Genomic DNA, 13,277 nt, shown 5'->3' on the forward strand with positions numbered 1-13,277 from the left:
CGGGCTCCCGCGCTCCCCTCGGTGCGCCCCCGTCGTGCGCTCCGGCCGCCGGCACCGTCCCCCGCGCCGGCCGGGAAGGGCGCGCGCGCTCCGGCAGGCAGTGTCCCGCCGCGCTCTTAGGGGGCCGCCCGCCGCGACACAATGGCCCGGTGCGGTATCTGATCCTGGGCGTCACCGAGGCGCGAGACGAGCACGGCGGTGCGCTGCCCGTCGGCGGTACGCGACTGCGCACCCTGCTCGCGGCACTCGCCCTGCGTGCGGGCCGTCCCGCGCCCGTGTCCGAACTCATCGACGACGTCTGGGCCGAGGACCCCCCGCAGGACGCCCCCGCCGCGCTGCAGGCACTCGTCGGCCGGCTGCGCCGGGCCCTCGGGAAGGAGGCGGTCACCGCAACCCCCGGCGGCTACCGGCTCGCGGCCGGGCCCGAGGACATCGACCTGTACGTCTTCGAGGCGCTCGCCCGCCGAGGCGCCGCCGAGCTCGACGCAGGGCAGCCCGAGCGGGCCGCGCGCACGCTGCGCGAGGCGCTCGCCCTGTGGCGCGGGCCCGCACTCACCGACCTTCCGGGGCACGCGCACGGATTCCAGGCCGAGGACGGACGGCTCACCGCGCTCCAGCAGCGCATCGAGGCAGACCTACGGCGCGGGGCCCTGGCGGGACTCGTCCCGGAACTCGGTGAACTCACCGCGGCCCATCCGTACCACGAGCCCCTGCACGCCCAGCTGATCCGCGGTCTGCGGGCCGAGGGCCGGCAGGCGGACGCACTCGTCGCGTACGAGAAGGCCCGCCGGGCACTGGCGGACGGTCTGGGCACCGACCCCGGACCGGAGCTCACCGCGCTCCACAGGGAGCTCCTCACCGCCGGGGAGCCCCGCACACCGCCCCCTGGAGACCCGTTGCCCGCCGAGGGCAACATCCGCCCCAGACTGACCTCCTTCGTCGGACGCGAATCCGAGATCCGTCTCATCCGCTCCGACCTGTCCCGGGCCCGCCTGGTCACCCTCACCGGGCCCGGAGGCTCAGGGAAGACCCGGCTGGCCGAGGAAGCGGCGGCGGGCCAGGGCGCCTGGATCGCCGAACTCGCCCCGGTCGACGATCCCTCGGCCGTTCCGGGAGCCGTACTCTCCGCCCTCGGCCTGCGGGCGACGGCTCTCCTGCAGGGCGGGTCGCGCGAGGCGCACACCGTCCCCGCGGACCCCACGGCACAACTCGTCGACCACCTCTCCCACCGGTCGCGGCACAGCCCGTTCCTCCTGGTGCTCGACAACTGCGAGCACGTCATCGCCGCGGCGGCGACCCTCGCCGAGACCCTCCTGACGCACTGCCCGCGGCTGCGCGTCCTCGCCACCAGCCGTGAACCCCTCGGCGTGCCGGGCGAAGCCGTCCGCCCCGTCCACCCCCTGCCGGCGGACCCGGCCCACCGCCTGTTCGCCGAGCGCGCCCACGCCGTACGGCCGGACTTCGACCCGGACGCCGTGGCGGCCGACCACGCGGAGGCCGTCGCGGAGATCTGCCGCCGGCTCGACGGGCTCCCGCTCGCCATCGAACTGGCCGCCGCCCGCCTCCGGCTGCTCACCCCACGTCAGATCGCGGACCGCCTCGACGACCGCTTCCGGCTGCTCAGCAGCGGCAGCCGCACCGTGCTGCCCCGCCAGCAGACCCTGCGGGCGGTCGTGGACTGGTCCTGGGACCTGCTGGACGAGGAGGAGCGGACCTTCCTGCGGCAGGTCTCCGTCTTCGCGGGCGGCTGGGACCTGGCCTCCGCCGAGGCGATGGCCGGCCCGGACGCCTCCGTGCTGCTCGGCGCGCTCGTCGACAAGTCACTCGTGGTCGCGACCCCCAGCGACGGGGCGGAGATGCGCTACCGCCTCCTGGAGACCATCCACGAGTACGCCATCGAGCGAGCCGCCGAGACCCCCGGCCTCCTGGCGGAGGCCGTCGCCGCCCACCTCGCCCACTTCACGGCGCTGGCCGAGGAGGCGGACCCGGAACTGCGCTCGGGGGACCAGCTCGTCTGGATCCGCCGCCTGGAGAGGGACCTCGACAACATCCGCGCCGCCCTGCACCACGCGGTGGACGTCCGGCCCTCCGAGCCGGACGCGCTGCGTCTGGTGCTGGCCATGGGGTGGTTCTGGTGGCTGCGCAACTTCCGTGACGAGGGCCTGAGCTGGGCGGACCGCGCCGTCGCGCTGGGCGAGGACCCCGAGGACCCGGGCGACCCCCGCTACTGGCCCCGCATGCACGCGCACATGCTGCGGTTCTTCCTCGCCGTCGAGAGCCGTCCGGTGGAGCACATCCACGAGGACCAGGCGTTCCAGGACCTGGTCAGCCAGGTGACCGAGGCCTTCAGCTCGGGCGGCCCGGAGTCCGTCCGTTTCCCCGGACTGCTCTGGCCGATGACCTCGTACATGCGCCGTGAGTACACCCCCGACGCGCACGCCACCTTCGACGCGGCCATCGCGCACACCCGCGAGTACGGCGGCGACTGGGAGTACGGCGTCATGCTGATGGCCCGTACGCACATGCTGGTGGACACCCCGCGGGGGATGGCCGGCATCGACGAGGACATCGCCGAACTGCGCGCCCTCAGCCGCCGGGTCGGTGACCGCTACCTGCGCGCCCAGGTGGCCTCCGCCGCGGCGGAGGCCGGGATGACGCGCGGGAGGTTCGACGAGTCGAGGGTGGCCTACCAGGAAGCGCTGGACCTCGCCCGTGAGGTCGGAGCGCACGCCGAGACGCCCTTCCTGCTGGGCCGCCTCGCCGAACTCTCCTACCGGAGCGGGGACCTGGACGCCGCCCGCAAGGGCCTCGACGAGGCGGAGGCGGAGGCGGAGCGCCGGCAGGTGCGGGACGCCCGCGCCTACGTGGACTACCTGCGGGCGGCGATCGCGCTGACGGCGGGCGAGATCCCCGTGGCGCGCCGGTACGCCGATGCGGCGCTCGGGGGCCAGGCGTACGGAAGCAGACCGCCGCAGTTCACGGCCGCACTCCAGGGGATCTCGGCGCGCATCAGCGTGTTCGAGGCGTCGGGCGGGCCGGCCGAAGGACTGCGCGAGGTGACCGGGGCGCTGACCCTGGCCGTGGCGGCCGGCTGCGCGGAGGTCTTCACCGCCCACCTGGCGGAGGCGGCCGGGATCATGCTGGTGCGTCTGGACCGGTTCGCCCAGGCGGCCCGGGTCCTCGCCGCGACCGAGGTGTGGCGCGTGAACGGCCCCCGCTCACCGGTCGAACAGACCGAGGTGACCGAGGCGACGGAACAGCTGCGCGACGCACTGGACCCCCGGCGGTACGAGGAGGAGTGCGCCGCGGGCGGCGAGCTGACGGCGGAGGACGTGGTCGTCCTGCTGACCCGCGTCACGGAGGAGCTCAGCGGCAGCTGATCCGGGAATCCGCCCAGTCGGCCAGCGCCACTGCGCCGAGCGAGCCCGCGGGTTCCACCACGAGCCGGATCGTTGCCTGTCCCTCGATGCCGACGCTCAGGGGTACGGCCGGCGCCCCGCCCCGCATCACGGGGGACTGCCACAGCTGTGCTCCGCCGCCGTCGTACACCGAGAAGCGCACGGCGCCGAGCCCCAGGGTCATGTCGTCGACGCCCACCATCGCCTCGTAGCGGGTGCACGGCCGGTTCAGCTGGACGGTGACCGACGAGCGGGAGTGCGCCGTCACCCCGTGGGCGTACGTCGTCGAGGCGATCGACAGCCCGCTGCGCTGCCAGAACAGCCCGCTGCTCCGCCCCAGCAGGATCTCCGGCCCCGTGTGGTCGCCCAGGACGGAGTACGCGAGCTCGTTCACCCGGTAGACCTCCGGCGCGGGTGCCGGGGTGGGCGTGGGCTCGGGCGGCTCCGGCGTCGGTGCGGGTTCCGGCGTGGCGGGCTCGGGTGAGGGCTCGGGGGCGGGGGGCGTCGGCGTCGGTGGGGGCGTCGGCGTGGGCGTGGGCGTCGGTTCGGGGGCGGGCGGGGCTGCGGGCGCGGGTGTGGCGGGCGGTTCCGGCGCCGGCTCCGGGGGAGCCGGCGGCGAAGGGGTGACCGGGGCGGCCACCGGGGGCTTGGCCAGCGGCGGGGGCTCCGGCGCGGGCCGGTCGTCACCGGCCATGGCCCACACCAGACCGGCTGCCGCGGCCATGGCCAGCGCTGCGGCGATGCCGGCCTTCACCGGGGCGCCGAGCCCTTCCGACGCGGCGGCGCCGCCCGCCGCCGCACCGCCGGAGGACGTGCTGCCCGTGGCCGCGGCAGCGGCACCCGCGGCGGCTCCCGCACCGGCCACGCCGGCCGCGCCGCCCGCCACGAGGCCGGCCGCCTTGACCGTGTAACCGGCGGCGAACCAGCCGATGACGGCGACCGGGAGCAGCGCCGGGATGCCGGCGTTCACGCGGTCCAGTTCACCTGCGGCGACCCGGCACTTCGCGCACTCGTCCAGGTGCTTGCGCAGGCCGCGTTCGGCCCGGGTGCGCAGGCCGCCGCGGGCGTGGGCGCCGAGCCGGTCGGCGTAGCGCGCGCAGTCGCCGCCCGCCGTCAGCGACTGGCTGACGTGAGCCTGCAGATAGGCCTGCTTGAGCCCTTCACGGGCCCGGACGGCCAGGACCGCCGTGGCATTGGCCGTGAGGCCGAACAGCGGAGCCACCTCGCTGGGCGACTCCTCCTCCACGGTGGTGTGCCACAGCACGGCCTGCCAGCGCTCCGGCAGACTGCGGAAGGCCTGCATGGCCATCGACCTGTCCGCCTCGTGCATGGCCAGCACGTCGGCGCCGAGTTCGAGGGTGTCGGCATCGGACAGTTCGGAGGAGCGCGTGGCCTGCGCGGCGAACACCGCGAAGTCGTCGACCAGATGCTCGCGCTTCGAGCTCTTCGTCCAGGCGGCGGCGACATGCCGTACGGCCGTCATGAGGTAGGCCCGGACGGCTTCCTGCGGTCCCTTGCCGCCGCGCACCGCCTGGAGGGTCCGAGCGAAGACCTCGGCCGTCAGGTCCTCGGCCGTGTCCGCGTCCCGGCAGCAGGTGCGGGCATAGCGGCGAACCGCGGCCGAGTGGCGCCGGAACAGCACCTCGTACGCCTGGTCGTCGCCCGCGCGCATGCCCTCGATCAGCTGTGCGTCGGACGGTTCGAGGTCGGCGGATCCCGCGCGTCCCTCACGCTGCAACGGGACGACGTACGCGGCGTCGTTGCCGTGCTCGCCCTCGTCGACGGCCGTCGGCCAGGGCCCGGGCAGCACGGTGCCGCCTTCGGGGGTGTCCTCGGCGCGTTCCGCGACGGAGCTGCCGTGCCGCGTTCCCGGCTCGGCAGCCGGGCCCGGACCTCGAGCGGCTTCGGGGCGTCCGGCCTCCGCGCTCCTGCCGCCTCCACCCGCGGTCGCGATGCTGTCTTCCGGTTCCTCCTGCTGCGCGTCACCGCTCATCGCGGAAGCCCCCGTCATGCGTCCTCGGACCCGTAATACCGGGGCCAGAGTGCCACAGAGCCTTGCCGCGGCGAACCCTGGGCAGAGGGGCAACCACTCGTCCGGGGTGTCTTCCCGGGCCCGGAGGTGCGACATCACTCCTGGGGGGCAGGAGCAACGGCCCACATTCGCACCGGTGTCCGGCCACGTGGGGCGTCATCGCCTGCCGACGGCGTGCCGCTCCAGGACCCGGTATGCCTGCCGCACTGACGGGCACGCGGGCGGAGCCGGCCGTGTCCCGAGAGGGCTACCTGGCGGGGCGGGCCCGCGCGGTGTCCTCCGGGCGGGTCGGTCCACCGAGCCGGCCGGACCCGGGCGTTCGCCAAGTGGGCTGGTCTGCCGGGCTGGTCGGCCTCGCGGCGGCCCTCTGGTGGCCCCCGCCCACCGGGGTGGGGAGTCGGGCGACCTCGAACGGGCCTCCGGCCCGAGCATCCCCGCACGAGCCGACCTGTCGAGCCGGCCGGACCCGCTCGGCGCTTCCCAGCCCACGCGGCCCACCCACGCGGACTGAGTCAGCCGTCTCCCGAAGGGCCCCCACCCCGAGCGGGCCCCCCACCCCGAGCGGGTTCGGGTGTACCGGCGTCAGGCCCGGCGCACCCGGTCCGACGTACGCGAAACCGTCCTGGGACCGCGCACGCCCCAGCGGGACTTCCGTGGCCCCAGCGGGAACGCTCGCGTCCGAGCGGGGCTGCCGCGCGGGTCGGATCTCCTCCCGTGCGGGCGGGACGCATACGCCGGAACGCGGCTCCCAGCCGGAGGCCACCCCCGGCCGGGACACAAACTCCGCGCCGCAAGGCCGGGCTTCCCGCCGGACGCACCCTCACCACAAACGCGCCCTACGCGGGCCGCGAGCGGAGGCCCTCCAGCAGGATGTCCAGCAGCCGGGAGGAAGCGGCGGCCTGATGAGCGGGGTCCGGCAGCGCGGGCGCAGCCGTGGCGATGACCAGCAGCACGTCGCCCACCGTCACATCACCCCGCAGCTCGCCCGACTCCCGAGCCCGGTCGACCAGTCGGCCCACGACCTCGAGCAACTCGGTCGCTCCAGGGTCGTCGTGGAGGCCCTCCTCGGCCTCGGAACGCTGACCGGCCACCCGGAGCCCGGGCAGCCCCACACCCTGCCGCTGATGCGGCACGCGGCTCTCACCCTCGGGCGCGCCCGCGCCCGATATCGCGTCCTGCTCCTCCGGGGCGGCCTCCACCCGCAGCACCTGCGGCGGCAGCAGCCGTCCCGCTCCCGACGCGACCGAGGTCCGCAGGAACCGGGAGAGCGCCGACCACGGCTCGTCCTCCTGTCCGAGGGCCGAGCGCGCCTGGTCGGTGAGCCGGGAGGTCTCCTCCTCGGCGATGCGGCGCACCAGCACGTCCTTGCTGGGGAAGCGCCGGTAGACCGTGCCGACACCCACCCGGGCGCGGCGTGCCACGTCCTCCATGGGCGCCCCGTAGCCCAACTCCCCGAACACCTCGCGCGCGGCGCGCAGGACGTGTTCGAGGTTGCGCTGCGCGTCCACGCGGAGCGGGACGGAACGACTCGTGTCGCCCGAAGCCGCTGCTGACGCGACCGTGCCCAGAGCCCCCAGCCGTGCGTGCCCCTCGGTGGACGAGGTGACAGCGCTCGGCCCATGCAAATCCTGAATGTGCATAACTTCCCCCGGTTATGACGTCTCCCCCCGGAGACTTCCCCGCCTGTCGGCCGGCGTGTGGACCTTCGTACGAATCCGACACCCCGACGAGACACGAACATAGTTGAGCCCGGCTCAATTCAGAAGGGGGTAGCTCCGCACGGAGCGCCCCCCGATCGGAGCAAGGACCTGCCGGGCCTCGATTCGGCCCCCGCAGGACCACCCTTCCGGCCTATCTGACCTGCGCAGCTCCGGAATCGCGCGAGCGCCGCCGCACGCCCGGTGACCGGAGAGCTCCGGTCACACAATTTGCCAGGCCTGTGGACAAACACAGGAGTCCGTTGCGTCATGGGATGGTGATGGCACCAGATTCCCGGGGGACGTCCCCCGGCACCCGGCCAAGTGTGCGCATTCTCGTCGTCGGCGGCGGCTACGTGGGGATGTACACCGCGCTGCGTCTCCAGCGGAAGCTGCGGGAGAGACTGAAAAGCGGCGAGGCCGAGATCGTGGTGGTCACGCCCGAGCCCTACATGACGTACCAGCCGTTCCTGCCGGAGGCCGCAGCGGGCTCCATCTCGCCGCGCCATGTCGTCGTACCCCTGCGCAGGGTCCTCAAGAACTGCACCATCGTCATCGGCGAGGCGGAACGCATCGACCACGCCAAGCGCACCGCGACGGTCACGACGCTCGCCACCGGTGAGGACGGCACAGGCGCTCTGGAGATCCCGTACGACGAGTTGGTCCTCGCGCCGGGATCGGTCTCGCGCACCCTGCCCGTCCCCGGTCTCGCCGACTTCGGCATCGGCTTCAAGACGGTCGAGGAGGCCATCGGCCTGCGCAACCACGTCATCGAACAGATGGACATCGCCTCGGCCACCCGGGATCCCGCCATCCGCGACGCCGCCCTCACCTTCGTCTTCGTCGGCGGCGGGTACGCGGGCGTCGAGGCGCTCGCCGAGCTGGAGGACATGGCGCGCTACACCTCGCGGTACTACCACAACATCAAGCCTGCGGACCTGCGGTGGATCCTGGTCGAGGCGACCGGACGCATCCTCCCCGAGGTCGGCGAGGCGATGGGCAAGTACGCGGTCAGGGAGTTGCGGGGCCGCAACATCGACGTACGGCTGGACACCCGTCTCGACAGCTGCGAGGGGCGGGTCGCCGTGCTCAGCGACGGTTCGAGCTTCCCCACCCGGACCCTGGTCTGGACGGCGGGTGTGAAGCCCGCTCCCATCCTCGCCGCCACCGACCTCCCGCTCACCGGGCGCGGCCGGATCCGCTGCACCGCCGCGCTGCGCGTGGAGGGCGTCGAGCACGCCTGGGCGGCCGGTGACGCGGCGGCCGTACCCGACCTCACGTCCTCCGAACCGGGGACGGAGACCGCGCCGAACGCCCAGCACGCGGTGCGCCAGGCCAAGGTCCTCGCGGACAACGTGGCCGCCGCACTCGCCGGCCGGCCCCTCGAGGACTACCGGCACGCGTACGCCGGGTCCGTCGCCTCGCTCGGCCTGCACAAGGGCGTCGCCCATGTGTACGGCCGCAAGATCAAGGGGTACCCGGCCTGGCTGATGCACCGGGTCTACCACCTCAGCCGCGTACCGACGTTCAACCGGAAGGCGCGGGTCCTTGCTGAGTGGACGCTGGCGGGACTGTTCAAACGGGAGATCGTCTCCCTCGGCTCGCTCGAACACCCGCGCGCCGAGTTCGCCCTCGCCGCCGGTGGACACGTGCACCCGAACCTTCCGGCCGACCGCCGGACGAGGGACGAGCGCCGCACGGAGGACGAGCGCCGCACGGAGGAGGGCGGCCCGCCGGGAACCTCGGGCTGACACCGCGCCAGGCGCAGAGTTTCCCGGCGGAACGGCTGTGATTCAGCGATCCGACCCGCAGCCGTGGGGCAACTGTCAGTACGGTCGGTCACACTGGACGTGTGACCATAGGTGGGCCCACACCTGCGCAGAGTGACCCGGTGGGCAGTCACCTACAGTGACCGCCAGCGAGATCAACCGCAATGAAGAGGCCCGGCTGCGCATTCCCGGGAGCCCGTCCCCGCTGCCCCGACCAGGCAGAAGCACCCGCGGGGCCCGGCACAGGACCAGCAGACGAAGCAGCTCGCCCGAGCGGACCAGACCGACACACGAGGCCAGAAAATCCGTGAACTTCACGCGCTGGAGTGCCCGCCTTCCCGGAACGCAGCGTCGAGCCGCCGCGCGGGACGAGCACAGTTCCGTGCCCGCCGCCCGGGCCGAGGTCTCGTCCGTGGCCACACCCCCGGACGAGACCCCGGCCCGGGCCGAGGTCTCGTCCGTGGCCACACCCCCGGACGAGACCCCGGAACCCTCCGTTCCCGTGTCCGGCCCCTCCCTGGAGGGCCTGCCCGCCCGTGAGCTCCTCGGCCGGCTCCCCGCCCCCGTGGCGCTGCTGCACGGCCCCGAGCACCGCGTCACCTATGTCAACGCCGCCTACACCTCGGCCTTCGGCCCCCGCGTGTGCGGCGCACCCGCGGCCGAGGCGATGCCCGAGCTCACCGAGCTCAGCCTCCTGCCCCTCATGGACCAGGTCCTGCGCAGCGGGACCCCGCGCACGGTCAAGTCCCGCAAGGTCCGCGCCGGCAACTCCTACACGGTGACGTGCACCCCCGTGACGGCCGGTGACCCGGGCGGTGAAGCGGGCGTCCTCGTGTACGCCACGGACGTCACCGACCACGCCGAGGCGGCGGAGCGGCTCCGCGCCAGCGAACGCCGTCACCGCGAGACGGCCGTGACCCTCCAGCGCTCCCTGCTCCCCCAGGACCTCGAACAGCCGGACGACCTGCGCATCGCCGCCACCTACCAGCCGGGCGGCACCGACGCGGCGGTGGGCGGCGACTGGTACGACGTCATCACCCTGGGCGCCGGGCGGACCGCGCTCGTCATCGGCGACGTGATGGGGCGCGGTGTGCGGGCCGCCGCCGTCATGGGCCAGCTGCGCACCGCGGTCCGCGCGTACGCCCGTCTGGACCTCCCGCCCCACGAGGTGCTCCAGCTCCTCGACGTCCTGGCGGCCGAGATCGACGCCAGCCAGATCGCCACCTGCGTCTACGCGGTGCACGACCCCAATGAGGGCCACCTCGTCTACGCCTCCGCCGGCCACCTCCCGATCCTCGTGTGCGACGAGGACGGTACGGTCCACCGCGCGGAGGACCCGACAGGACCGCCCCTCGGCACCGGCGGCTGGCTCCACACCTCCGGGTCGATCGCTCTGCCGCCCGGCTCCACCGCCGTCCTCTACACGGACGGACTGGTGGAGCGGCGCAGCGAGGACATCGACGAGGGCGTCGCCTCCCTGGAGCGGGCCCTGTCCGGTGCCAAGGGCTCACCCCAGGTGGTATGCGACCGGCTCATCCGCTCCCTGGGGGTGACCGCGGAGCACGACGACGACGTGGCGGTGCTCGTCGTCCAGCATCCCGCCCGCACGGGCGCGAGCGCGGAGCTGTTCCACAACGCCTCGCTCGAACTGCTCGGCGGGATCGAGGCGGCGCCCCGGGCCCGCGCCTTCGCCACGGGTGTGCTGGCGTCCTGGCGCTTCCCCGTGGAGCTCTGCGATCTGGGAGTCCTCGCCGCGAGCGAACTCGTGGCGAACTCCCTCCAGCACGGCACACCCCCCATGCGGCTCGGACTGCGCCGCACGGACCGCCGGCTGATCATCGAGGTGACGGACGGGGACGACCATCTGCCCCGCAGACGCCGCGCCGAACCCGCGGACGAGGCGGGACGCGGCATCTCCATCATTGCCAGCATCGCCTCGTCCTGGGGCAGCCGCCGCACCCCCGGAGGGGGCAAGGCGGTCTGGTGCGAATTCTCGCTGCCGGACTGAGACCCGTCAGCGAACGCCGGCGGAAGCGGCGGCCGGCTCGGTCCCCGGAAGCGACACGGCGACCACCCGGGACGGCACCGTCGCGAGCGGCGCGTCCTGCGCGGGGGTGAGCTGCCGGCCCAGCTTCAGCGCCAGCACGGTGATGCCCAGGGAGAAGAGCACGAAGGTCACGATGTACGGCCCGTGCAGCGTCGCTCCCATGGGCCCGCCCACAGCGGGTCCGACGGCCAGCGCCAACTGCTTCACCAGGGCGAACGCCGAGTTGTACTGGCCGACCATGGCCTCCGGCGCCAGATCGGCGACCAGCGGGGCGACCGTCGGCGACAGCATCGACTCACCGAGGCCGAACAGGGCGTACGTCGAGATCATCGCCGCGGTCGCCATGGTCTGGCTGCCGTGACCGAGTCCCGCGTATCCCGCCACGATCCAGGCGAACGCCCAGATCAGGCCGACCCAGGCGATGACCCGGCTCCGGCGCCTGCGCTCAACCAGACGGAGCACGACGAACTGCGCGACGACGATGACCGCCGTGTTGGCCGCCAGCGCGACACCCAGCGTGGACGGAGCGATTCCGGCAGCCTCGGTGCCGTAGGCGGCGAGGCCTGACTCGAACTGTCCGTAGCAGGCGAAGAAGATGACGAAGCCCAGTACACAGAGCTGCACCATCGCCCTGTGGGAGAGCAGCACCCGAAGGCCGCCCTTGGGGGCGGCGCCCTCGACGGAGGCGGTGTCGCGGACGGAGGGGGCCCGGGGCATGCGGACCGTCGCCGCGACGACGCCGAGCACCAGGAACATCGCCGCCTCGATCAGGAACAGCATGGTGAAGCTCGACGGACGGCTGACGTCCACCAGCTGGCCGCCGACCAGGCCACCGATGCCGAGACCGAGGTTCTGCAGGAAGAACTGTGTGGCGAACGCGCGCGTCCGTGTCCCGGCGGTGGAGCACCACACCAGCATGGTCGCCAGCGCCGGCTGCATGACGGCGGTACCCGCACCGAGGACCGCGGCGGACAGCACCGCCGCCGTCACGCTGTCCGAGACCCCCAGGGCGCAGGCGCCCACGGCGGCGGCCCCGGCGGCGACGATCACCACGGGCAAGGGGCCGCGCCGGTCGATGGCCCGTCCCGTGAACGGCAGCACGGCCAGCGCGGCCATGGCGAAGACAGCCAGCACGACGCCCGCCGTACCGGCACCGAGATCCCGCACCTGCGCCACGTAGACGTACAGATACGGGACGGTGAACCCGAGGCCGAACGCGCTCAGCGCGCTGCCCAGCTGGATCCGCCGCAGCGCTGCACCCATCTCCCTGGTCACACTCACCTACCTCAAACATGAACTGTGAAGAACACGAACCCATAGACTTTAACACTAAATTTCGATGCTGAAGTCTTCAGCTCGAAGGACTTCGATGGCGAGGAAGAGCGTGCGATACTCCCGCCATGTCTGACACCACCGAGCAGCCCGAGCTCCAGGAGCCGGGCCTCGACGAGCAGATCGCGGCCTACCAGCGCGAGTTCCGGGACCTCGACCCGCAGGTCGAGCAGATCGTCTCCGCGCTGGGCCGGCTGAACCGGCGGATGAACGTCGCGTACGGCAGACAGGTCGCGACCCTGGGGATCAGCAATGCGGAGTGGGAAGTCCTCAAGACCCTCGTCGTGGCGGGCGCCCCCTACCGACTGGGCCCTGGGGAGCTCGCGAAGCGCCTCGGCCTGACCCCGGCCGCGATGACCCATCGCATCGACCGCATGGCGGGCGACGGTCTGGTGACCCGGGACCGGGACGAGAACAACCGGGTGCGTGTCATCGTGGAACTGACCGACGAGGGCCGCGCGAAGTGGCTCGAGGCGATGCGGATGGCCAGCACCTTCGAGGAGGACCTGCTCCAGGACCTCTCGGGCGACGAGCGCGGAGCACTCGGGGAGATACTGATCCGCCTTCTGCGCCGCGTGGAGCACGAGCAGCCGGACGCAGGTGGCAGGCTTCTCGACCTGGACTGACGGGCCGGCGGGAGGGGTTGACACGGCCCTCCTCCATCCGTAAGGTTCTTCGAGTTGTCACGGAGCCGGTACGGTCCGGCGGCAGCCGATCCGCCGCGAATGCGGCAACCAAACTCAGCACGATCTCCCACCGGGGAGAATTTCGGCATGCCCGGAATTTAATTCGAAGGCTCGATTATGAGCTGCCGGGAGAATCCGCTAGAGTTTGAGCGTCGGAACGGCCCAACGGCCGGGATGGCAAAGCCCGCTGACTGGGAATCAGGCCCGAAAGGATCTGATAGAGTCGGACTCGCCGGAAAGGGAAACGCGAAAGCGAAGAACTGGAAAGCGAAACAAGCAGTAACCCGCTTCGACCGGGAATCGGACACGAAAGAGT

Annotated in this window: 7 protein-coding genes; 4 read left to right on the forward strand and 3 right to left on the reverse strand. The window is 73.0% G+C overall.

The features are described 5' to 3' along the window. Positions 1–149 precede the first annotated feature (149 nt). Positions 150–3,380, forward strand: coding sequence for an ATP-binding protein (locus tag ACFY8O_RS21255; RefSeq protein ID WP_387904523.1), 3,231 nt, complete (start codon positions 150–152; stop codon positions 3,378–3,380). Here the strand turns inward: ACFY8O_RS21255 and ACFY8O_RS21260 are convergent. Further along, positions 3,367–5,391, reverse strand: a complete 2,025-nt coding sequence (locus tag ACFY8O_RS21260) for a sigma-70 family RNA polymerase sigma factor (protein ID WP_387904584.1) — start codon at positions 5,389–5,391, stop codon at positions 3,367–3,369. The genes ACFY8O_RS21255 and ACFY8O_RS21260 overlap by 14 nt on opposite strands. A gap of 875 nt (positions 5,392–6,266) precedes the next feature. Next, the gene (locus ACFY8O_RS21265) at positions 6,267–7,070 is read right to left on the reverse strand and encodes a TetR/AcrR family transcriptional regulator (RefSeq protein ID WP_387904526.1); all 804 of its coding nucleotides are present in this window, start codon (positions 7,068–7,070) and stop codon (positions 6,267–6,269) included. A gap of 383 nt (positions 7,071–7,453) precedes the next feature. On the opposite strand from ACFY8O_RS21265, the gene ACFY8O_RS21270 reads away from it, so the two are divergent. Both ACFY8O_RS21270 and ACFY8O_RS21275 read left to right on the forward strand, forming a co-directional pair. Beyond that, positions 7,454–8,878 (forward strand): NAD(P)/FAD-dependent oxidoreductase, encoded by a 1,425-nt coding sequence (locus ACFY8O_RS21270; RefSeq protein WP_387904528.1) that lies wholly within the window; start codon positions 7,454–7,456, stop codon positions 8,876–8,878. Positions 8,879–9,203: 325 nt separating this feature from the next. After that, positions 9,204–10,904 (forward strand): ATP-binding SpoIIE family protein phosphatase, encoded by a 1,701-nt coding sequence (locus ACFY8O_RS21275; RefSeq protein WP_387904531.1) that lies wholly within the window; start codon positions 9,204–9,206, stop codon positions 10,902–10,904. 6 nt (positions 10,905–10,910) lie between these two features. On the opposite strand, the gene ACFY8O_RS21280 is transcribed toward ACFY8O_RS21275, so the two are convergent. Beyond that, a complete protein-coding gene (locus ACFY8O_RS21280) occupies positions 10,911–12,206 on the reverse strand; it encodes an MFS transporter (RefSeq protein ID WP_387904587.1) in 1,296 nt (431 codons plus the stop codon). Positions 12,207–12,343: 137 nt separating this feature from the next. Between ACFY8O_RS21280 and ACFY8O_RS21285 the strand changes: the two genes are divergently transcribed. Next, positions 12,344–12,901: a MarR family winged helix-turn-helix transcriptional regulator gene (locus ACFY8O_RS21285; protein ID WP_145807624.1), complete on the forward strand. Its 558-nt coding sequence runs from the start codon at positions 12,344–12,346 to the stop codon at positions 12,899–12,901. Positions 12,902–13,277 lie beyond the last annotated feature (376 nt).

The sequence above is a fragment of the Streptomyces argenteolus genome (assembly GCF_042902585.1).
GTDB classification, from domain to species: Bacteria; Actinomycetota; Actinomycetes; order Streptomycetales; family Streptomycetaceae; genus Streptomyces; species Streptomyces argenteolus.